Annotated in this window: 16 protein-coding genes and 1 pseudogene; 11 read left to right on the forward strand and 6 right to left on the reverse strand. The window is 63.2% G+C overall.

The annotated features are described in order from the left end of the window. Positions 1-123 precede the first annotated feature (123 nt). Positions 124-1,164 (forward strand): annotated as a pseudogene (locus tag JNA92_RS26075) (Cache 3/Cache 2 fusion domain-containing protein); the annotation flags it as partial. Positions 1,165-1,299: 135 nt separating this feature from the next. Next, on the forward strand, positions 1,300-2,022 hold the full coding sequence (locus tag JNA92_RS26080; RefSeq protein WP_431312461.1) for a methyl-accepting chemotaxis protein: 723 nt from the start codon (positions 1,300-1,302) through the stop codon (positions 2,020-2,022). Between the two features lie 85 nt (positions 2,023-2,107). Here JNA92_RS26080 and hglS read toward each other — a convergent pair whose 3' ends face one another. Together hglS and JNA92_RS12545 are read right to left on the reverse strand one after the other, a co-directional pair. Continuing rightward, a complete protein-coding gene (gene hglS / locus JNA92_RS12540) occupies positions 2,108-3,502 on the reverse strand; it encodes a 2-oxoadipate dioxygenase/decarboxylase HglS (RefSeq protein ID WP_241804957.1) in 1,395 nt (464 codons plus the stop codon). A gap of 131 nt (positions 3,503-3,633) precedes the next feature. Next, complete coding sequence (locus JNA92_RS12545) at positions 3,634-4,524, reverse strand: LysR family transcriptional regulator (RefSeq protein ID WP_241804958.1); 891 nt, start codon at positions 4,522-4,524, stop codon at positions 3,634-3,636. A gap of 135 nt (positions 4,525-4,659) precedes the next feature. Here JNA92_RS12545 and amaB point away from each other — a divergent pair, with 135 nt between their 5' ends. Both amaB and amaA read left to right on the forward strand, forming a co-directional pair. Beyond that, the gene (amaB, locus tag JNA92_RS12550) at positions 4,660-6,150 is read left to right on the forward strand and encodes an L-piperidine-6-carboxylate dehydrogenase (RefSeq protein ID WP_277818149.1); all 1,491 of its coding nucleotides are present in this window, start codon (positions 4,660-4,662) and stop codon (positions 6,148-6,150) included. A gap of 148 nt (positions 6,151-6,298) precedes the next feature. Beyond that, the gene (amaA, locus tag JNA92_RS12555) at positions 6,299-7,585 is read left to right on the forward strand and encodes an L-pipecolate oxidase (RefSeq protein ID WP_241804959.1); all 1,287 of its coding nucleotides are present in this window, start codon (positions 6,299-6,301) and stop codon (positions 7,583-7,585) included. A 129-nt stretch (positions 7,586-7,714) separates the two neighbouring features. Here amaA and JNA92_RS12560 read toward each other — a convergent pair whose 3' ends face one another. Then, on the reverse strand, positions 7,715-9,142 hold the full coding sequence (locus JNA92_RS12560) for a mechanosensitive ion channel family protein (protein ID WP_241804960.1): 1,428 nt from the start codon (positions 9,140-9,142) through the stop codon (positions 7,715-7,717). 352 nt (positions 9,143-9,494) lie between these two features. On the opposite strand from JNA92_RS12560, the gene ycaC (JNA92_RS12565) reads away from it, so the two are divergent. The 4 genes from ycaC (JNA92_RS12565) to JNA92_RS12580 all read left to right on the forward strand — a co-directional run bounded on the left by ycaC (JNA92_RS12565) (position 9,495) and on the right by JNA92_RS12580 (position 13,811). Next, positions 9,495-10,124: an isochorismate family cysteine hydrolase YcaC gene (gene ycaC / locus JNA92_RS12565; protein WP_241804961.1), complete on the forward strand. Its 630-nt coding sequence runs from the start codon at positions 9,495-9,497 to the stop codon at positions 10,122-10,124. Between the two features lie 115 nt (positions 10,125-10,239). Then, positions 10,240-10,806, forward strand: coding sequence for an antibiotic biosynthesis monooxygenase (locus JNA92_RS12570; protein WP_241804962.1), 567 nt, complete (start codon positions 10,240-10,242; stop codon positions 10,804-10,806). Between the two features lie 38 nt (positions 10,807-10,844). Continuing rightward, the gene (locus JNA92_RS12575; protein ID WP_241804963.1) at positions 10,845-11,663 is read left to right on the forward strand and encodes an alpha/beta fold hydrolase; all 819 of its coding nucleotides are present in this window, start codon (positions 10,845-10,847) and stop codon (positions 11,661-11,663) included. Positions 11,664-11,969: 306 nt separating this feature from the next. Beyond that, positions 11,970-13,811, forward strand: coding sequence for an amidohydrolase (locus JNA92_RS12580; RefSeq protein WP_241805184.1), 1,842 nt, complete (start codon positions 11,970-11,972; stop codon positions 13,809-13,811). Positions 13,812-13,997: 186 nt separating this feature from the next. Here the strand turns inward: JNA92_RS12580 and JNA92_RS12585 are convergent, their stop codons facing one another. Continuing rightward, positions 13,998-14,909: a LysR substrate-binding domain-containing protein gene (locus JNA92_RS12585; RefSeq protein WP_241804964.1), complete on the reverse strand. Its 912-nt coding sequence runs from the start codon at positions 14,907-14,909 to the stop codon at positions 13,998-14,000. A gap of 135 nt (positions 14,910-15,044) precedes the next feature. Between JNA92_RS12585 and ycaC (JNA92_RS12590) the strand changes: the two genes are divergently transcribed. Next, a complete protein-coding gene (gene ycaC / locus JNA92_RS12590; RefSeq protein WP_241804965.1) occupies positions 15,045-15,674 on the forward strand; it encodes an isochorismate family cysteine hydrolase YcaC in 630 nt (209 codons plus the stop codon). 784 nt (positions 15,675-16,458) lie between these two features. Here ycaC (JNA92_RS12590) and JNA92_RS12595 read toward each other — a convergent pair. Both JNA92_RS12595 and JNA92_RS12600 read right to left on the reverse strand, forming a co-directional pair. Continuing rightward, positions 16,459-18,246, reverse strand: a complete 1,788-nt coding sequence (locus JNA92_RS12595; protein WP_241804966.1) for a monovalent cation:proton antiporter-2 (CPA2) family protein — start codon at positions 18,244-18,246, stop codon at positions 16,459-16,461. 161 nt (positions 18,247-18,407) lie between these two features. Continuing rightward, positions 18,408-19,382, reverse strand: a complete 975-nt coding sequence (locus JNA92_RS12600) for a GlxA family transcriptional regulator (protein ID WP_241804967.1) — start codon at positions 19,380-19,382, stop codon at positions 18,408-18,410. A 178-nt stretch (positions 19,383-19,560) separates the two neighbouring features. Here JNA92_RS12600 and JNA92_RS12605 point away from each other — a divergent pair, with 178 nt between their 5' ends. Next, positions 19,561-19,932, forward strand: a complete 372-nt coding sequence (locus tag JNA92_RS12605; protein ID WP_241804968.1) for a helix-turn-helix domain-containing protein — start codon at positions 19,561-19,563, stop codon at positions 19,930-19,932. Between the two features lie 73 nt (positions 19,933-20,005). After that, a complete protein-coding gene (ycaC, locus tag JNA92_RS12610) occupies positions 20,006-20,632 on the forward strand; it encodes an isochorismate family cysteine hydrolase YcaC (protein ID WP_012312177.1) in 627 nt (208 codons plus the stop codon). The last annotated feature ends 129 nt before the right edge of the window (positions 20,633-20,761 follow it).

The raw sequence follows: 20,761 nt of genomic DNA on the forward strand, positions 1-20,761 counted from the left end.
AGTATTTGCCAGCGACGCCGATCTAGTTGCACCAGCGTCCCGGAAGAGGGCGCGACTCTCCGTTGATAACAGCAGGTGGTCGGGGTGATCAGGATGATCCGGGCCGCCTGCCAGGAGCTCCCCATGTCTCAACCGCGTGCCCGAATCGCCTCGCAGCTTGGTATCGCTCTCGCCATCGTGCTGGCGCTGGTGATTACCGGCAGTACCTTGTTCGCCCTGCGTTCCCTGGACGACGCCAACCTGACCACTCGCCAGGAACACCTGGCCAGTGAAGCGCGGCTGTTGGCCGACCAGCTCGACACCTTCCATGGTTCGCTCAAGGACAACACCCAGCGCCTGAGCGGCCTGTTCGAGCGCCGCTTCGCTTCGGGGCTGTCGCTGCATGCCGGCGAAACCGTGCAGGTGGCCGGCCAACCCACACCGGCGCTGTACCTGGGTGATCAACTGCTCAACAACGACTTCCACCAGGTCGATGAATTTCAGCAGCTGACCGCGGGTGTAGCGACCCTGTTCGTGCGCAGTGGCGACGACTTCGTACGCATCAGCACCAACCTGAAGAAACAGGATGGCAGCCGGGCCATCGGCACTCAGCTCGACCGCCAGCACCCGGCCTACGCAAAACTGATGGCGGGGCAGACGTATGTCGGCCGTGCCCTGCTGTTCGAGCGCAATTACATGACCCGTTATGTGCCAGTGACCGATGGCAGCGGGCGGGTGATCGCGGTGCTGTTCGTTGGCTTTGACTATACCGACGCGCAAAACGCGCAGTTCGCCAACCTCAAGCGCTTCCGGATTGGCGATACTGGCTCGCTGGCCTTGCGCGACGAGCAAGGCAAGTGGCTGGTACCCCCAGCCAATGCCGACCAGCCTCTGTACAGCGCTTCTGCACCCTTTGCCGAAGGCCCCTGGACGGTAGTCGCCAGCATGCCTCTGGAGGAGATCCGTGCGGTGACCTGGAGCGTTGGCTTGCGCCTGGCCATCGGCAGCTTGCTGGCGATGCTGCTGGCAGTGGCCGCCACGCTGTGGCTGTTGCGCCGCAAGTTGCGCCCGCTGGATGACCTGGTGCGCCAAGCCGAGGCGCTGGGTGCAGGCGACCTGAGCGCCCGCCTGGCCGTGACCAGCCATGACGAGATCGGCCAACTGGCACGCAGCTTCAACAAGATGGGCGAAGCGTTGGCGACCATGGTCGAACACATTCGCGGGGCTTCCGAGCAAGTCAGCAGCCGTGCCCGCTCGCTGTCTGGCCTGTCGGCCGGTGCCTGCGAAGGCATGGACCAGCAGTCCGGCGAAATCACCAGCATGGCCGGTGCGGTAGAGGAGTTCAGCGCTACCTCGATGAACATCGCTGACAACATGGCGGGCACCGAGCGCATGGCCCGTGACAATGCCCAGCAGACCCGCATCGGCCGTAGCGCGATGGATGAAGCGTCGAGTTCGTTGCGCCAGATCGCCGAGGCCCTGGGTGGCACTGCAACGGTGATGGACACACTGGGTGCACGCTCCCAGGAAATTGGTGGCATTGTCGGGGTGATTACTGCCATTGCCGAACAGACCAACCTGTTGGCGCTCAACGCGGCCATCGAAGCGGCGCGGGCGGGCGAGCAGGGCCGTGGATTTGCCGTGGTGGCTGACGAGGTTCGTGGCCTGGCGGCGCGTACGCGTCAAGCGACGGATGAGATCTCCGGGATGATCGCCAGTATCCAGCAGCAGACCGGCCATGCCATCAGCACCCTGGAGCAGGGCAACCAGCTGATGCAGGAAGGCCTGACACGCAACGACAAGGTGGCTGAAGCGCTGGCGCGTATTGACGAGCAAAGCCGCGTCGCGGGTGAGCAGTTCACGGTGATCAGCACTGCCACCCAGGAGCAAAGCAGCACCGCAACGGTGCTAAGCCGCAACCTGCAGAGCATTGCCCAAGCCAACAGCGAACAGCGTGACGTGGCCAATGAGCTGGCCTTTACCGCCAAGAAGCTCGAAGGGCTGGCGGCGCAGTTGCGCCAGGAAGTCGACCGGTTTCGTTGAGTAAACCGGGGCCGCGCCTGCGAATCTTCGTAGGCGCGGCCTTGTGTCGCCAAAGGGCGCACAGCGCCCCCAGCAACCCTGAGGCTTACACCAACTCCAGGTTCAATGCCTGCGCACAAGCCTGCACCGAGCGCTGCTCAGTCTGCGCGTACAACGCCAGCTCATCCAGTACCTGCAGCCCCAATGCCGCTTCGAAGGCCTCGCGGTTGGCGTTGCTGCCATACTCGGCCTGGGCATCGTCACCCAGGTTGGACTGGAAGATCCCCGCCGCGCTCACTGGCAGGAAGTCTTCGTAGACCAGCGCCTCGAAGTGCACATGGCCGGCCTCGATCAAGCCCTGCAGAGTGGTCGGGCGCTCAGCCTGCTCGCGTGCGGCCATGCCCTTCTCGGTCGCGAAATAGCGGAAGTACGCCAGCCCTTGCTCACGCATCTGTGCCAGGTCATCCGGAAACGCGGCAAAGTGCTCTTTCAGCAGTGCCATGTAGCGCTCGGCGTTGGCCTCTGCCGGTGCGCCGCCCAAGGCTGCACGGGTAGCGTCGAGCAGCGTGTCATACAGCTGCCGGCCTTTGGGCGTGAGTGCCGCGCCGCGCTGCTCGATCTCGCCGAAACGTGCGGTGTGGCTGCCTTCGCTACCGTGCTGGTCCCTGAACGCAACCTTCTCCTGCAGAGCCTTGAAGCTGGTCTGGCGCAGCAGGATCGGGTGGCGGCGAGTGGGCGGGCCTTCGACAACGGCTTTGGGTGGGATACCTTTGGCCGGCATGCCCAACTGGATCGCATCGATGTCCAGGGTGCGCGGGGTCAGGTGATTGATGTGCGGGCCCTTGAACGCCACCACGTCAGCGATCAGGCGGTGCTGGTCGTGTAACTGCTGGTACTGCTCGGCGGTAACCGTAGCCTCCTGGTGCCAGCGGAAGGTGTGCAGGGCCTCCTGCACGAACGCCTCGGCGTCGGTCGCGTTCAGGCCGCCATCGCGCTCGCACTGGGTGATCAGCTCAAGGGCGCGGGCGGTGAAGATCTTGCGTTTGGCCAGGAGGCTCTGTGCCAACTCACGCAGTGCGGGATTGTCGATCAGTTCCAGGCGCAGCAGCGAGGTGAAGACGCGGAACGGGCTGATGTGCAGTGCCTGTTCGTGCACGGCGCGAAACGCGGTGGAGTGCACGGGCACGCCTGCGCTGCTGAGGTCGTAGTACCCAACCGGCTGCATGCCCATCACCGCGAACAACCGGGCGATGGTGGCCAGCTCTTGTGCTGTGCCGACCCGGATGGCGCCGTGGCGCTCCTGGTCCAGGCGCTCCACCTCGCCGGTCCAGCGCAGCGCCTGGGCCACCTCAGGCTGCTGGGCCATGACCTGCTGGTTGATTTCGCTCACCAGCGCCAGCAGCGTGCCGTACAGCGGCACTTCCTGTTTGTACATGAGCGACATGGCGGCAGAGAACTGCGCGCGGATGCTGTCGGGGCTGACGAAATCGTGGGCGGGCATCGCTAGCTTCCTGGTTGGGTTCGGACGCTTACATGAAAGCTGGGAATGCACTATGGCCACAAGCGAAAAAAAGTGGCTGTGTCATTCCTTTTTTGATCGACCTTCGAGGCCTTTCGCCGCAATGGCGATTCTCAAGCCTGCAACTGCTCCAGAACCCATTGCGCCAACGCCCGCACCTTCGGCACCTCTGCCGCGTGCTCGGCATAGGCCAGGTAATGCGCCCCGGTACTGTTCATCGCATGGTTCCAAGCAATCACCAGGCTGCCTTCGCTCAATTCCTTGGCCACCAGGTAGCGCGGTACCAGCGCTACCCCGCAGCCCGCCTGGGCCGCACTCAGCGCCATGTAGAAGGTATCGAACCGTGGCCCGTGGTAGGCGCTGACGCTGTGCAGCCCCAGCTCCAGGAACCACTCGTGCCAGGCTTCGGGCCGCGACGTGCTTTGCAGCAGCACCAGCTCCGCCAGCTCGGCCGCATCCCCCAGTTCACGCCCGGCCAGCAGCTCCGGGGCGCACACCGGCACTACTTGCTCGCGGAACAATTCGATGCAGGTCGCCCCCGGCCAGGTGCCTTGGCCATAGAAAAACACCACATCCGCCGAGCCCTGCAGCAAGGCGAAGGGCTCCATCTCGTTACGGATGTCCAGATGGATGTTGCTGTGGCGCTTGCCGAAGCCTTTGAGGTGCGGGATCAACCAACGCACGCCAAAACTCGGTTGAGTGGCTACCTTCAATATCTCGGTCTGCTCGCCATAGGTCAGCACGTAGCGGCTGGACATGTCCACCTGGGTGAGGATCTTGTTGACCTCGGCCAGGTACAGGCTGCCAGCGGGGGTTAGTTGCAGGCGCCGGCGGATACGCAGGAACAGGTGGTGGCGCAGCATCTCTTCGAGCTGTGCGACCTGCTTGCTGACCGCGCTCTGGGTCAGGTGCAGCTCTTCGGCGGCACGGGTAAAACTCAAGTGGCGGGCTGCAGCTTCGAAGCACTGCAGGGCGGTCATGGAAGGCACCAGGCGTTTGGACATAGCGGTCTCTGCAACTCAAATCATTACCTGACGGAATGATATGCGGAATAAAGGTCGTTTGTTGCACTGGTGTGATCGGATTAATACTGATCCACATCATTTTTCCACCCCATCACCCGATGTAGGAGAAGCACAATGGTTGCTGGATTGCTCGAGCGCCTTGGCGTTGCCGCCACGGCTTACACCCAGGGCGACTACCCTGTTCACACCCCGATCGACGGTAGCCAGATCGCCTCGGTGAAACTGCTTGGCAAGGCCGAGACCACCGCCCGCATCGACCAGGCGCAGAGTGCCTTCCAAGCCTGGCGCAGCGTGCCGGCCCCGCGCCGTGGCGAACTGGTGCGCCTGTTCGGTGAAGTGCTGCGTGAACACAAGGCCGACCTGGGCGAACTGGTGTCGATCGAAGCCGGCAAGATCACTCAGGAAGGCCTGGGTGAAGTCCAGGAAATGATCGACATCTGCGATTTCGCCGTTGGCCTGTCGCGTCAGCTGTACGGCCTGACCATCGCATCGGAGCGCCCTGGCCACCACATGCGTGAGAGCTGGCACCCGCTGGGCGTGGTCGGCGTGATCAGCGCCTTCAACTTCCCGGTGGCCGTGTGGGCCTGGAACACCGCGCTGGCCCTGGTGGCCGGTAACGCGGTGGTGTGGAAGCCTTCGGAGAAGACCCCGCTGACCGCGCTGGCCTGCCAGGCACTGTTCGAAAAAGCCCTGAAAGCCTTTGGCGATGCCCCGGCTGGCCTGGCACAACTGGTCATCGGTGGCCGCGAAGCGGGCGAAGCCTTGGTCGATGACCCACGCGTGCCGCTGGTCAGCGCCACCGGCAGCACCCGTATGGGCCGTGAAGTCGGCCCGCGCGTTGCTGCCCGTTTCGGCCGCAGCATCCTGGAACTGGGCGGTAACAATGCCATGATCCTGGCACCGAGCGCCGATCTGGATCTGGCCGTGCGTGGCATTCTGTTCTCCGCTGTGGGCACTGCCGGCCAGCGCTGCACCACCCTGCGCCGCCTGATCGTGCACCGCTCTATCAAGGACGAAGTGGTTGCCCGTGTGAAAGCCGCCTACGCCAAGGTACGTATCGGCGACCCGCGCAAGGACAACCTGGTGGGCCCACTGATCGACAAATTGTCGTTCGACGCCATGCAGGGCGCGCTGGCCAAGGCCCGCGACGAGGGTGGCCAGGTATTCGGTGGCGAGCGCCAGCTGGCCGACCAGTTCCCGAACGCCTACTACGTGTCGCCAGCCATCGCCGAGATGCCCGCGCAGAGCGACGTGGTGCGCCACGAAACCTTCGCACCGATCCTCTACGTACTGGCCTACGATGACTTCGAAGAGGCCCTGCGCCTGAACAACGAAGTACCGCAAGGCCTGTCGTCGTGCATCTTCACCACCGACATCCGTGAGGCCGAGCGCTTCCAGAGCGCCTCGGGCAGCGACTGCGGTATCGCCAACGTCAACATCGGCACCAGCGGCGCCGAAATTGGCGGCGCCTTCGGTGGCGAGAAGGAAACCGGCGGCGGTCGTGAGTCGGGTTCCGATGCCTGGAAAGGCTACATGCGTCGCCAGACCAACACCGTGAACTACTCGCGTGAGCTGCCGCTGGCGCAGGGTATCGTGTTCGACTGATGCTGCATGGCCGGGGGCTTTGCCCCCGGTTCGCCGGCAAGCCGGCTCCCACAGCGATCGTGCGGGCGATGCGATCCTTGTGGAAGCCGGCTTGCCAGCGATGGGCCGCACAGCGGCCCCAACAAGAACAATAGTGCTGGAGCCGGCCATGTCCGAACTGCGTCAACAATGCTTGTGGGAACACGTCAGCCAACCTACCGTCGCCGCTCAGGCCCTGGCCGGTGAACACAAGGCCGACGTCTGCGTCATCGGCGGCGGCATCACCGGCCTGTCGGCGGCCATCCACCTGCTCGAACAGGGCAAGTCGGTGATCCTGCTGGAGGCCTGGAAGATCGGCCACGGCGGCTCCGGACGTAACGTAGGCCTGGTCAACGCCGGCACCTGGATCCGTCCCGACGATGTCGAGGCAACGTTGGGCCAGAAGCAGGGCAGCCGCTTGAACAAGGTGCTCGGCGAGGCGCCAGGCGAAGTGTTCGCCATGATCGAACGCCTCGGCATCGATTGCCAGGCGCAGCACAAAGGCACCCTGCACATGGCGCACAACGCCACCGGCATCGCCGACCTCGAAGCGCGCCATGAGCAATGGCGCCGACGCGGCGCCGATGTGCAGCTGCTGACCGGCGCCCAGTGCCAGGAGTACTGCGGCACCGACAAGATTTCCGCCGCGCTGCTCGACCGCCGCGCCGGCACCATCAACCCCATGGGGTATACCCAAGGCCTGGCCGCGGCGGTTGCGCGCCTGGGCGGCAAGTTGTTCCAGCAATCGGCCGTGGAAGGCCTGGAGCGCGAAGACGATGCCTGGCGGGTCAAGACTGCCCGCGGCTCGGTGCGCGCCGAGAAGGTGGTGATCTCGACCGGCGCCTACACCGAGGGTGATTGGAGCAACCTGCAGAAGCAGTTCTTCCGTGGCTACTACTACCAGGTCGCTTCCAAGCCGCTGCACGGTGCTGCTGCCGACAAGGTTCTGCCACATGGCCAAGGCTCGTGGGACACCCGCACGGTGCTCAGCAGCATCCGCCGCGACGACCAGGGCCGCCTGCTGCTTGGCAGCCTTGGACGGGTGGATAACAAGCCTGCATGGTTCGTGCGCAGTTGGGCTGACCGCATCCAGAGCCATTACTACCCTGAGCTGGGCAAGGTCGAGTGGGAGATGCACTGGACCGGCTGCATCGACTTCACCCCTGACCACCTGATGCGCCTGTTCGAACCGGCGCCGGGGTTGGTTGCGGTGACGGGCTACAACGGGCGCGGCAATACCACCGGCACGGTGATTGGCCGGGCGTTCGCCGAGTTTCTGCTCAAGGGCGAGGCGGACAGCCTGCCGATCCCGTTCTCGCCGATGACCGGGGTGAGTGCGCCATCGTTGCGCACCGCGTTCTACGAGTCCGGGTTCTCGCTGTACCACGCGGGGCAGTGTTTGCGGGTAGTGCTGTAGGTGTTTGTACCGGCCCTATCGCCGGCAAGCCGGCTCCCGCAGGGTTCTGCGGCGCTGCGGATGGCGCAGGTGGCACAGACTCATTTTGGGCGCCGCTTGCCGGCGATAGGGCCGGTGCAGGCGTCAGCATTACCTGTGCAACCAGCTGAGAAAGCCACCTTTCTTGATCGCTGTCGGCTTTTGCAGCAGCAATGACTCCCGGCTCTGGCGCCGGAACCGCTGCAACTTGGTCAACGCCGTCTGCACCTCGCCGCGCTGTACCAGGCAGCTGCGCACCTGCTCCTTCTCGATGCGATACAGCACGCAACTGGTCAGGGTACGGAATTCGGCAAACGAGTCATCCTCATCGATGAGGCCCTCGATCCCCAGCACTTCCCCCGGCCCCATGCGCCCGGCTTCCACTAACGTGTCGCCATCGCGAATCGCCGCCGAAACCACGCCGCTACCGATCACCAGCAAGTGATCGGAATGCTCGCCCACGCCCAGAATCACTTGGTCTGCCAGGTACTCGACGGCAGTCATGCGCTGGCTCAAGGCATCGCGCTCCTCGTCAGTCAACGAACGGAACACCCGTACCTCGTCCAGCACTTCACGCTGACGGCTGCGCGGCGGCATGGCCAGGTCGACGTTCCACATCACGCCACTGGCCTCCAGGTGGCGATGTGCAAGATCGAACAGCTGGTTGCGCGCCTCGGTCTTGCCGCCCAAGTCAGCGACGAAGCCGCTGGCTTCGTACTCCACCGATTCCAGCGTCGAGGCCTTCACCGTCACTTTCGGCTTGGGTGATGCGAGTATCGCGCGGGTGCCTTGCAAGGCCTTTTCCAGCGCATCGAAGACCCGCTTCGGCCTTACCTTGGCGGGTACCACCACACTGATCGACACCCCATGCACATCGGCCGGGCGGCTGTGGTTGAGCAACTTGGCCTTGGCCGCCACCGAGTTGGGGATCACCGCCAGGCTGCCGGAGCCGGTGAGCAGGCGGGTGGCCCGCCAGTCGATGTCCAGCACCTTGCCTTCAGTGCCGTCGATCGAGATCGCATCGCCGATCTGATAAGGCCGCGTGGTGTTCAGCACGATCCCGCTGAACACGTCGGCCAAGGTGCTTTGCAACGCCAGGCCAATGACGATGGCCATCACCCCGGAGGTGGCCAGCAAGCCCTTTACCGGCAGCTGCATCACATAGCCTGCAGCGGCGACCACCGCCGCCAGGAAGATCAGCGCCCCCAGCACATCCTGCAGCAACCGCCCGCCATGGCTGCCGCGCGCCCCCAGCAGCAGGCCGAACACCACCGTCACCGTGCGTGCGCCGAACAGCCACCAGCCGATCGCCAGCACCGTGGCCATCAGGTTGCGCGACACGTCGTCGACCCAGGGCGGCGGTTGCAGCGGGCTCATCCCGGCAGTCACCAGCACCCAGCTGAACAGCAGGAAAATCGCCAACCGCGCACCGATACGCCATGCCCTGCGCTGAACAGGGATCAGTTGCCAAAGCACGAGGTCGAGCAGGATCAGGGCACAACCGAGCAACAAAGGGGACGACTGGATGAAAGCCAGCATGGTGGTCTCGGGTGTGAGGGGAGGGCTGTGTGTAGTAATAGAGCAGGTTGAGGTGGCCGGCAATGGGGGCGAGTGAACCTTACAGGCGCATTTCACCCGCGCGCCATCGACGGCTGTGGGAGTGCCGTCCAGCCTCCAGCGTGGCTCGCCTTCGATGACGGCGCCTGGAACCCCGCAATGCGGGCGAAGGTGGTATTTGCGAGCCGGCCCAGGACCCACAATCATCGTTCACAAAACAGAACGCTAAAGCCAAAAATCACTATCTACCGCTCCAAAGGTGGTGGTTTTAAGCTTCTCCCATCAACGCGAAACACCCAACTTACTGAACATCCAAACCCTTAGGAGCACGACCATGACCCACTTCAAATACAACCGCCTGAACAAAGACGACGCCGCCGTTCTGCTGGTCGACCACCAGGCTGGCCTGCTGTCCCTGGTCCGTGACATCGAGCCGGATGCGTTCAAGAACAACGTGCTGGCCCTGGCGGACCTCGCCAAGTTTTTCAACCTGCCGACCATCCTCACCACCAGCTTCGAACAAGGCCCCAACGGCCCGCTGGTACCGGAGCTCAAAGCACTGTTCCCGGACGCCCCATACATCGCCCGCCCTGGCCAGATCAACGCCTGGGACAACGAAGACTTCGTCAAGGCGGTGAAGGCCACCGGCAAGAAGCAGCTGATCATCGCCGGTGTAGTGACCGAGGTGTGTGTAGCCTTCCCGGCGCTGTCGGCACTGGAAGAAGAGTTCGAGGTGTTCGTGGTGACTGACGCTTCCGGCACCTTCAATGCCATGACCCGCGACGCCGCCCACGACCGCATGAGCCAGGCTGGCGCACAACTGATGACCTGGTTCGGCGTGGCATGTGAGCTCCACCGCGACTGGCGCAACGACGTCGAAGGGCTGGCGGCGCTGTGCTCCAACCACATCCCGGATTACCGCAACCTGATGACCAGCTACAACGCCTTCAACGCCGGCAAGTAAGCCGACCGCCTCGGGCACCGGCAGCGGTGCCCGCGCAGGGCAGCACACTCATCCAATCATCCGCCCGTCCGCCGTTGCACAGTGGATGCGGGCAAGCTCATCCCAAGGAACGCCGATGAACACCGCATTCCAAGACAACCGCAACGTGGTGACGCTGGTCATCCAGCACAAGGTCCGCGCCCAGGCACTGGCCAGGTACGAGGCTTGGCTCAAGCGTACGGTCAGCACCGCACGGCGCCAGCCGGGGCACCTCGACGTCAACGTGATCCGCCCGGACGACGGCGGGCTGCACTTCACCACCGTGGTGCGCTTTGCAGATGCCAGCTTGTTGCAGGCCTGGGTCAACTCCAGCGAGCGCCAGACGCTGGTCAACGAAGTGCTACCGCTGCTCGACGGCGGCGACCACACCCAGGTGCATGAAGACCCGGAGTTCTGGTTCACACCGCCCAGCATGACGTCCGCGCAACCGCCGCGCTGGAAGCAGGCCCTGCTGACCTACCTGGTGATCTGCCCGATGACCATGATCATTCCGCAATTGCTGGCGCCGTTCTTCATCCGCTTCCCGCAGTTTGGCGGGATGGTCACAGGCAACCTGATCGTCAACCTGTTCGTGATCCTGCCCGTGGTGTTTTTCATCATGCCCTGGGTAACCCGTCGTTGCGCCAACTGGCTGCGCAGCTGATTCATCTCTCAACCAAGACACTTCAAGGAGATACAGACATGACTACGCTCGTTACCCGCGATGGCACTTCGATCTATTACAAGGACTGGGGCAGCGGCAAGCCCGTGCTGTTCAGCCACGGCTGGCCGCTGGATGCCGACATGTGGGACTCGCAGATGGAGTACCTGGCCAGCCGCGGCTACCGCGCAATCGCCTTCGACCGCCGTGGTTTCGGCCGCTCGGGCCAGCCGTGGAACGGTTATGACTACGACACCTTCGCTGACGACATCGCCCAGCTGATCGAGCACCTCGACCTGCGCGACGTGACCCTGGTGGGCTTCTCCATGGGTGGCGGCGACGTCAGCCGCTACATCGCCCGCCATGGCAGCGCACGGGTTGCCGGGCTGGTGTTGCTGGGCGCGGTGACGCCGGTGTTCGGGAAGCGCGACGATAACCCGGAGGGTGTCGACACCTCGGTATTCGACGGTATCCAGGCTGGCCTGCGGGCGGATCGGGCGCAGTTCATCGCTGATTTCGCCACGCCGTTCTATGGGCTGAACCATGGGCAGCAGGTGTCTCAGGGGGTGCAGACGCAGACCCTGAACATTGCGCTGATGGCTTCGATCAAGGCCACGCTGGATTGCGTCAGTGCGTTCTCTGAAACCGACTTCCGCCCGGACATGGCCAAGATCGATGTACCGACCTTGGTGGTCCACGGTGACGACGATCAGATCGTACCGTTCGAGACTACCGGCAAGCGGGCTGCGGAGTTGATTCGGGGGGCTGAGCTGAAGGTGTACAGCGGGGCGCCGCACGGGTTCGCAGTGACCCATGCGCAGCAGCTCAATGAAGACCTGCTGGCGTTCCTGAACCGCTGAGCAGGCTAGGGCCGCGTTGCGGCCCATCGCCGGCCCTGCCAGCACAAAACGTGAACAGGGCTAACCTTCTTCAACCCACCGCACATCCATGCAATCCCTAGCCAGGCTTGAAGCGGCATGCTCCGCAGTTGCCGCTGCCGCCGCCGCACCCAGACGGAGAAGACCATGTCCCAGGACCCCAACGACAAGACCCGTCGCCAGTTCCTTGCCACCAGTACCGTGCTCGGTGCCGCCGGCGCGCTCTGGTCCGCATTGCCCTTCACCGGCGCCGCCGGCTCCGCCCACGCATCCATCCAAGGAGGTTCCATGACCGCCGACCTGATCCTGTTCAACGGCAAACTGCATACAGTCGACCGTGAAAAGCCCACCGCCACTGCCGTCGCCATCAAAGATGGCCGATTCATTGCCGTGGGCAACGACGCCGAGGCCATGGCCCACAAGGGTGCTGCCACGCAGATCATCGACCTGAAGCAGCGCACGGTGATCCCGGGCCTGAACGACTCGCACCTGCACCTGATCCGCGGCGGTCTGAACTACAACCTTGAACTGCGCTGGGAAGGTGTGCCGTCGGTAGCCGATGCCCTGCGCATGCTCAAGGACCAGGCGGCGCGCACGCCAACGCCGCAATGGGTGCGCGTGGTCGGTGGCTGGAACGAATTCCAGTTCGCTGAAAAACGCATGCCCACCCTGGAAGAAATCAACCAGGCTGCGCCCGATACCCCGGTGTTTCTGCTGCACCTGTACGACCGCGCACTGCTCAACCGCGCCGCGCTCAAGGCCGTGGGCTACAGCAAGGACACGCCGAACCCACCGGGCGGTGAAATTCAGCGCGACAAGTTCGGCAACCCCACTGGCATGCTCATCGCCCGCCCCAACGCGATGATCCTTTACGCAACCTTGGCCAAAGGGCCTAAGCTGCCGCTGGAGTACCAGGTCAACTCGACCCGCCAGTTCATGCGTGAGCTCAACCGCCTGGGCCTGACCAGCGCCATCGACGCAGGGGGCGGCTACCAGAACTTCCCCGACGACTACGCGGTGATTCAGGAACTGGCCGACAGCGACCAGCTGACGGTGCGCATCGCCTACAACCTGTTCACCCAAAAGCCCAAGGAAGAGCTGGACGACTTCAGGAAGTGGACTTCCAGTGTCAAGCTGCACAGCGGCACCGACTTCCTGCGCCATAACGGCGCCGGTGAGATGCTGGTGTTCTCAGCCGCCGACTTCGAGGACTTCCTCGAACCGCGCCCGGACCTGCCACAAACCATGGAAGAGGAGCTGGAACCGGTGGTGCGCCACCTGGTCGAGCAGCGCTGGCCGTTCCGCCTGCACGCCACCTACAACGAATCGATCACGCGCATGCTCGACGTGTTCGAGAAGGTCAACCGCGATATCCCGTTCAACGGGTTGCCCTGGTTCTTCGACCACGCCGAGACCATCACGCCTCAGAACATCGAGCGCGTGCGTGCGCTGGGCGGCGGTATTGCCATCCAGGACCGCATGGCGTTCCAGGGTGAGTACTTCGTCGATCGCTACGGTGCGAAGGCCGCCGAGCAGACCCCGCCGATCAAGCGCATGCTCGAAATGGGTGTGCCTGTGGGCGCCGGTACCGACGCCACCCGGGTCTCCAGCTACAACCCTTGGACGTCGCTGTACTGGTTGGTCAGCGGCAAGACGGTGGGCGGCATGGCGCTGTACCCGGAGGGCCTGAGCCGCGATACCGCGCTGCAACTGTTCACCCAGGGCAGCGCGTGGTTCTCCAGCGAGCAGGGCAAGAAAGGCCAGATCAAGGTTGGCCAGCTGGCGGACCTGGCGGCGCTGTCGCTGGATTTCTTCAGCGTTGATGAAGAGGCGATCAAGGGCATCGAGTCGGTACTGACTATCGTCGACGGCAAGGTCGTGTACGGCGCTGGCGAATTCGACAAGCTCGGCCCGCCACAGGTCCCGGTATTGCCGGAGTGGTCGCCAGTGGTCAAGGTGCCGGGGCATTGGCGCGTGGGTACGCCCTCATTGGCTGCAGCGGTGCACCAGTGCAGCGGGCCTTGCGGGGTGCATGCGCACAGCCATGAAAAAGCGCGGCATTCGAGTGTGCCGGTGAATGACTACCAGGGCTTCTGGGGGGCCTTGGGCTGTTCGTGCTTTGCGTTTTGAGCTGATGTGAAGAGTGGCCCCCCTGCGGTTATGCCAGTCAGTTCGTGTTATCAGGGCTGCTACGCAGCCCATCGCCGGCAAGGCCGCTCCCACCGCGACCGCGCAGTTCTTCAGGCCTCACCTCTGGTTGAATGATCCGGGACTGTGGGGCAAGCGTAGAACAAGGTTTTGGAAGCGTGCGCTGGTTCAGGCCATGTCGCTGATCGCGAATTCCTCCGCCAGGTGGTCGATCAGCGACCGCACCGACGGCAACAACCCACGCCGCGAAGGGAAAATGGCATGCACGATGCCGCAGCGTGGGTGCCACTGCGGCAACAGCTCCACCAAACGGCCTTCGGCCAGATCTTCGCGCACTGCCACCCGTGGCAAGTGCGCGATACCCACCCCGGCCACCACGAAATGGCGCAGGGCAAACAGGTCATCGGTGACCATGCGCGGTGTGTGCGGGATCACGATGCTGCGGCTCATGTCCTCGCCCTGGAACAGCTCCCACTGGTAATCGCGCTGGGCGCTACCCCAGTGCACGCTGGGCAGCGTGCCGAGCAGCTGCGGGTCGAAGCCCTTGGGCAACTGCTGCAGATACTGCGGGTGCCCCACCAGGCACTGGGTGCTGTTGCTCAGCACCTTCATCACCATGTCGGTGTTTTCCAGCGGCGGGAAGCGCACGCGCAGCGCCACGTCGAAGCCCTCGTGCAGCAGGTCGACGCGGCGGTTGGTGCTCTCGATGAACAGCTCTACCTGTGGGTACTTGAGCATGTAGCGGGTGAGCATTGGCCCGACCCAGGAGTTGAGCAGTGTGGTCGGGCAGCTGATGCGCACCAAGCCGCGCGGCTCGCTGCGGTTGCGCTCGATGATTTCCGCTGCACCTTCGGCCTCTACACGCATGGCCAGGCAACGGTTGTAGTAGGCCTGGCCGATCTCGGTGAGCGAGCAGTGCCGGCTGGTGCGGTGCAGCAGGCGCACGCCCAGGCGGTCCTCAAGGTCGGCGATGCGGCGGCTGAGTTTCGACTTGGGCATGTCCAGCGCCCGCCCGGCCGGGGCGAAGCCGCCGTGCTCGACCACCTGGGTGAAATAGTAGAGGGAGTTCAGGTCTTCCAATGATCGTTCTCCAGGTGGAACGCTAAGGGCAATTTTCGCAGTCTACCGCTCTAAAGGTGATGATTTTAATCTGTGCCCATCAACGCGAAACACCCCAGATTGCTGAAAAATTCATAAACCTCAGGAGCACAGAACATGAGCAAATACACCTACAACCGCCTCAACAAAGACGACGCCGCCGTGCTGCTGGTGGACCACCAGGCGGGGCTGCTGTCGCTGGTGCGTGACATCGAGCCGGACAAGTTCAAGAACAACGTGCTGGCCCTGGCGGACCTCGCCAAGTTCTTCAACCTGCCGACCATCCTCACCACCAGCTTCGAACAAGGCCCCAACGGCCCGCTGGTACCGGAGCTAAAAGCACTGTTCCCGGACGCCCCTTACATCGCCCGCCCTGGCCAGATCAACGCCTGGGACAACGAAGACTTCGTCAAGGCGGTGAAGGCCACCGGCAAGAAGCAGCTGATCATCGCCGGTGTAGTGACCGAGGTGTGTGTAGCCTTCCCGGCGCTGTCGGCACTGGAAGAAGAGTTCGAGGTGTTCGTGGTGACCGATGCCTCCGGCACCTTCAACGCCATGACCCGCGACGCTGCCCACGACCGCATGAGCCAGGCTGGCGCACAACTGATGACCTGGTTCGGCGTGGCATGTGAACTGCACCGCGACTGGCGCAACGATGTTGAAGGGCTGGCGGCGCTGTGCTCCAACCACATCCCGGATTACCGCAACCTGATGACCAGCTATAACGCGTTGACTGCTGGGAAGTAATACACAGCAACTTGACGGATGGCTCCTGCAAAAGGGGCCATCGTTACTTGATTCAGAAGTATTGTCAGCGTTTTGCTGGAGCGCGAAACCAGCTGCCATCCAGCGGCACTCGCTGGTGGAGGAACCCTGTCGATGGCTGGATCATCAACGTCGGGTTAGACCTCCACACCCTGGCTTGAGGGTGTATGAATATCAAGCATGATTACAGGGCCACTGGTGACAGTGGCCCTTTTCTTTGTTCGACAGCACACCGTATCGCTTGTAGAACAGCTTCCCATGACGACGTTTGTTCAGTGCCTTTGCACCGCACTGCATGATGAAGGCGAGCCTATTGGTGCCATGGGTGTAAGCGACCTCCCACGCCTCGAACGGCCCGGTTGATGTACCCAGCGCTACTTTCACATATCGCTAACTGGCGTCTTGTCGTTTCTAGAAAATGTGACGGACACCCAAAAGATGGGCTGAGACTAATGCCAGACAGTTAGCGTTATCAGGGCTGCGCAGCAGCCCCCTAGCAGCGCTGTAATAGCCCGAGCGCTCGACGGGGCCAGCGAGTACTTGGGGCCGCTTTGCGGCCCATCGCCGGCAAGCCCGGCTCCCACATGGATTGCGTCAGCTTTTAGAGATTGGGCAAGACGCTTGCTTCCTCAGGTAAAGCACAGGCCTGAAGAACAGCACGGTCGTGGTGGGAGCCGGCTTGCCGGCGATGGGCCGCAAAGCGGCCCCGGATCACTTAACTGGCTGGCATTACGCCTGAGCCCTCTTTGTCTTCGACGTACAAGCCTCAATCCGCATCCGAATCGAACAATCGCTCCAACTCCATCCGCGCTTCCTTGGCCGTCTGCATCACCTTGGCCCGGTCATCACGCACCTGCCCCTGCGCCTCCAGCACTTCCTCGTCATGCTGGGCAAACCGATCGATGCGGTCCGCCGCCTGTTCACTGCTCAGCCCCAACCCGACCAGCGCCCGGCGGGTCATTTCCAGGCTCGAATAGAACGTCTCGCGAATAGGCTCTGCACCAACGTCCACCAGCTTGTGCACATGCTGCCGGTTACGCGCGCGTGCCAGCACTTTGAGGTGAGGGTACAGGCGCTTGACTCGCTCTGCCGTGCGTATGGTCACCTCCGGGTCGTCGGTGGTAATGATGAAGTATTCCGCTTCGCCGACCTTGGCAGCGTGCAGCACTTCGGGGCGCTGTGGGTCGCCGTAAAACACCGGCGCCTGTTCGAACATACGGGTCATCTCGATGGCGTCCACCGAGGTTTCCAGGGCCACGAAAGGGATTTTCTGCGCACGCAGGATGCGTGAAACGATCTGCCCCATGCGGCCCATGCCGACGATCACCACACGCGGGGTACCGGCATCGATGGCTTTGTATTGCTCAGGTACTTCACGCGCAGGCTGCGTGCGCTTGAGGGCACGGGCGCAGCCGAGCATCAGCAGCGGGGTGATGGCCATCGACAGGGTGATGGTCATCAGCAGCAGGTCGTAGGTCTGGGTGTCGAACAGGCCCTGGTCCTTGCCCAGCTTGAACACCACGAAGGCAAACTCACCACCGGCGGCCAGTACCATCCCCAGGCGCAGTGCACTGGCGCTGTTCAGGCCACCGGCCAAGCGGCCGACACCCATCAGCAGCACCAGTTTGACCGTCACCAACAGCAGGGTCAGGCCCAGCAGAACCAGTGGCATTTCCAGCAGCAGGCGCAGGTTTGCACCCATACCCACACTCATGAAAAACAGCCCCAGCAGCAGGCCTTTGAACGGTTCGATCTGTGATTCCAGCTCATGCCGGTATTCCGAGTCGGCCAGCAGCAAGCCCGCGAGGAAGGCGCCCAGGGCCATGGAAATACCGGCTTCCTCCATCAGCCAGGCGGTACCGATCACCACCAGCAACGCGGTGGCGGTGGACACTTCAGGCAGGCCGGTGCGGGCCACGATGCGGAACACCGGGCGCAGCAGGTAGCGCCCGCCGACGATCACCACTGCGATACTGGCGAAGACATTCAGGCCATGCTGCAGGCTGTCACCGTGGCTGGTGTCCGGGCCGCTGGCAGCCAGCAGTGGCACCAGGGCTATCAGCGGGATCGCGGCAATGTCCTGGAACAGCAGGATGGCGAACGCCAGGCGGCCATGCGGGGCGTTGAGCTGCTTGCTCTCGGCCAGGCTCTGCAGGCCCAGGGCGGTGGAAGACAGGGCCAGGCCAAGGCCGACCACGAGGGCGGCCGAGAGTGACTGGCCGAAACCGAACAGGGCAATGGCGCCGATCAGTGCACCGGTCAGCAGCACCTGTGCCGTACCGACGCCGAACACTGACTTGCGCATCAGCCACAGGCGCTTGGGCGACAGTTCCAGGCCGATGATGAACAGCAACAGGACCACGCCCAGTTCGGAAATGTGCGCCACGCTTTCGGTGTCGCGGATCAGGCCCAAGGCCTGTGGGCCGATGGCCACGCCCGCCAGCAGGTAGCCGATCACGGCGCCCAGTTGCAGGCGTTTGGCCAAGGGTACGGCAAGGACGGCGGCGAACAGGAAGATCACCGCGGTTTGCAGAAGGCTGCCTTCGTGTGGCATTGGCTCGAACTCCATGAGCTGCCGGGGCAGCGTTAGAACAGTGTGGCGGGCAATTCTGGGGATTGCGGCTGCCTAAGACAATCTGCCGCAGGAGAGAAACATTGTCCCACCAAGTGTGACAGTTTTACCTGGCGCTTCCCGGGCAACGCGGAACGCTCAGCTCAACTGCCGCCGAACTGCGCCCGGTACTGCGCCGGCGTCATGCCTAGCCGCTCGCAGAACACTTTGCGCATATGCCGGTCACTGCCAAACCCACATTGCGCCGCCACCACCTTCAAAGGACGGTCGCTGCCTTCGAGCAGTTTGCGTGCCTGATCGATACGCGCGTTCTGCAGGTACTGCATCGGCGTGATGCCCACCTCACGCTGAAAGGTACGAGCGAAATTGCGCCCGCTCATTGCCACCAGGTCGGCCATCTTCTGCACAGTGAAGGCTTGGTCGATATGGTCGACGACATACGCTTGTACGCGTGCTATCACCGAGCCGTCCCGTGGCACCGCAGCGAGCAGCGGACCGTAGGGCGCCTGCCCACCCTGGCGATGACGGGCGACCAGCAGCACCTTGGCCACCTCCAAGGCCAGCGCCTTGCCGTGATCTTCTGCCACGATGGCCAACGCCAGGTCGATACCTGCGGTGATACCACCTGAAGTGATCAGGCCACGGTCGACCACATAGATCTGCTCGGTCTCGACTTTCGCTTCGGGGAATGCGCGGGCCAGGCGTTCCACATAATTCCAGTGGGTGGTACAGCGGTAGCCGCTCAGCAGCCCGGCCCGCCCCAGCAAGAACACTCCGGTGCAGATGGCGCCGAAGCGTTTGGCACTGTGCACGGCGTGCCCAAGCCAGCGCTCCAGCGTGGGCAGGGCGACGTCATAGGCTCCTGGCCCACCGGGCACCAGTAGCAGGTCGACGTTGCCTGGCAGGTCCTCCAGGCGCAGGTCTGCGATGACGTTCAGGCCACAGGACCCCCGAATGGCACTTTGGCTTTCAGCCACGGTGATCAGCCGATAGCGCCTGTCTTCGGGCAAGAACCGGTTGGCGATGGCGAAGGCGTCCATGGGCCCCGTGACATCCAGCAATAGCACATCGTTGAACAGCACCATGGCCACGGTGCGATGAGCGCGATTTTCCTGCATACCTCTTACGCCTTGAATGCTGGCCGCTGCTGCGGCCCGAAGCTGAATTCGGCGTGCATTTTAAGGTATCGGTGAGGCCTTGGGGCCAGCAGTGCACAATTAAGAACTCTTCAGGTTCGGCTCAGGACTTTGTCATGCACCGAGGGTGAGACTTTCTGCATTGAACAGGAGAGTCGCCATGAACCCTGGTTTGCCCGAAGACAACCCTCATTCCCCCGGTGCCCTGACCCCCACACGGTTACGCCAGGCCAAGGAACTGATGCTGCGCAGTTCGCTGTCGATCATAGAGATCGCAGGGGTGTGCAACCTCACCCGGAGCCACTTCTCCCGTGCCTTCAAGGTCAATACCGGCCTTTCGCCCCAGGCCTGGCGACTGCTGGCGCGGATGGAGAAGGCAAAGCGTCTGTTGGCCACCGAGGCGCCCATTACCCATGTGAGCCTTGAGTGCGGTTTTTGCGACCAGGCCCATTTCACTCGCGCCTTCAGCCGCCTGGTAGGCCAGCCGCCCAAGGCCTGGCGCCGAGCAGCGCGCATCGATGCCCATCCTTAAGACGTTTTTATCCACAGGTATAAGCCCTCGGAACAGTGCCGAGGCCATTTTCCCTACCCAAGGAGTTACCCCAATGAGCCAACCCGATTACAAGCGCCTGAACAAAGACGACGCCGTGGTGTTGCTGGTCGATCACCAGACTGGCCTTATCTCACTTGTGCAGGACTTTTCGCCAAACGAATTCAAGAACAACGTTCTGGCGCTGGGCGACCTGGCCAAGTTCTTCGGGCTGCCGACCATCCTTACCACCAGCTTCGAGCAAGGTCCCAATGGCCCGCTGGTGCCTGAACTGAAAGAGATGTTCCCGGACGCGCCTTACATTGCCCGCCCTGGCCAGATCAATGCCTGGGACAACGAAGACTTCGTCAAGGCAATCAAGGCCACCGGCCGCAAGCAACTGATCATCGCCGGTGTGGTTACCGACGTGTGCGTAGCGTTCCCCACCCTGTCGGCACTGGCCGAGGGTTTCGAGGTCTTCGTGGTGACCGATGCCTCAGGCACCTTCAATCAAACCGTGCAGCAGGCGGCGTGGGTCCGCATGACCGAGGCGGGCGCGCAGATGATGAACTGGTTCTCGGTGGCCTGTGAGCTGCACCGTGACTGGCGCAACGATATCGAGGGGCTGGGCAATCTGCTGTCACAGCGCATTCCCAACTACCGCAACCTGATGAACAGCTATGCGGCGTTGAGCGCGCGTTGATGTGACGCGAGGGCCGCTAGGCGGCCCAACCGCCGGTCAAGCCGGCTCCCGCTTGGATTGTGCCAGCTTTCGGGGGCAGTCCAAGTGCAGGGCCGATCGAGCTTGAGCAACTGGGCTAGCTGAGGGCGC

Source organism: Pseudomonas putida (assembly GCF_022627325.1).
Taxonomy (GTDB): Bacteria; Pseudomonadota; Gammaproteobacteria; order Pseudomonadales; family Pseudomonadaceae; genus Aquipseudomonas; species Aquipseudomonas putida_X.

What these genes read in the sequence shown, in the direction of transcription:
- amaA (WP_241804959.1), top strand. Translation starts at nt 6,299, where the DNA reads ATGTCCGAACTGCGTCAACAATGCTTGTGGGAACACGTCAGCCAACCT.
- ycaC (WP_241804961.1), top strand. Translation starts at nt 9,495, where the DNA reads ATGACCCACTTCAAATACAACCGCCTGAACAAAGACGACGCCGCCGTT.
- JNA92_RS12560 (WP_241804960.1), bottom strand. Translation starts at nt 9,142, where the DNA reads ATGCTGGCTTTCATCCAGTCGTCCCCTTTGTTGCTCGGTTGTGCCCTG.
- JNA92_RS12595 (WP_241804966.1), bottom strand. Translation starts at nt 18,246, where the DNA reads ATGCCACACGAAGGCAGCCTTCTGCAAACCGCGGTGATCTTCCTGTTC.
- JNA92_RS12605 (WP_241804968.1), top strand. Translation starts at nt 19,561, where the DNA reads ATGAACCCTGGTTTGCCCGAAGACAACCCTCATTCCCCCGGTGCCCTG.
- JNA92_RS12580 (WP_241805184.1), top strand. Translation starts at nt 11,970, where the DNA reads ATGACCGCCGACCTGATCCTGTTCAACGGCAAACTGCATACAGTCGAC.
- ycaC (WP_241804965.1), top strand. Translation starts at nt 15,045, where the DNA reads ATGAGCAAATACACCTACAACCGCCTCAACAAAGACGACGCCGCCGTG.
- ycaC (WP_012312177.1), top strand. Translation starts at nt 20,006, where the DNA reads ATGAGCCAACCCGATTACAAGCGCCTGAACAAAGACGACGCCGTGGTG.
- hglS (WP_241804957.1), bottom strand. Translation starts at nt 3,502, where the DNA reads ATGCCCGCCCACGATTTCGTCAGCCCCGACAGCATCCGCGCGCAGTTC.
- JNA92_RS12570 (WP_241804962.1), top strand. Translation starts at nt 10,240, where the DNA reads ATGAACACCGCATTCCAAGACAACCGCAACGTGGTGACGCTGGTCATC.
- JNA92_RS12545 (WP_241804958.1), bottom strand. Translation starts at nt 4,524, where the DNA reads ATGTCCAAACGCCTGGTGCCTTCCATGACCGCCCTGCAGTGCTTCGAA.
- JNA92_RS26080 (WP_431312461.1), top strand. Translation starts at nt 1,300, where the DNA reads ATGGCCGGTGCGGTAGAGGAGTTCAGCGCTACCTCGATGAACATCGCT.
- JNA92_RS12575 (WP_241804963.1), top strand. Translation starts at nt 10,845, where the DNA reads ATGACTACGCTCGTTACCCGCGATGGCACTTCGATCTATTACAAGGAC.
- JNA92_RS12600 (WP_241804967.1), bottom strand. Translation starts at nt 19,382, where the DNA reads ATGCAGGAAAATCGCGCTCATCGCACCGTGGCCATGGTGCTGTTCAAC.
- amaB (WP_277818149.1), top strand. Translation starts at nt 4,660, where the DNA reads ATGGTTGCTGGATTGCTCGAGCGCCTTGGCGTTGCCGCCACGGCTTAC.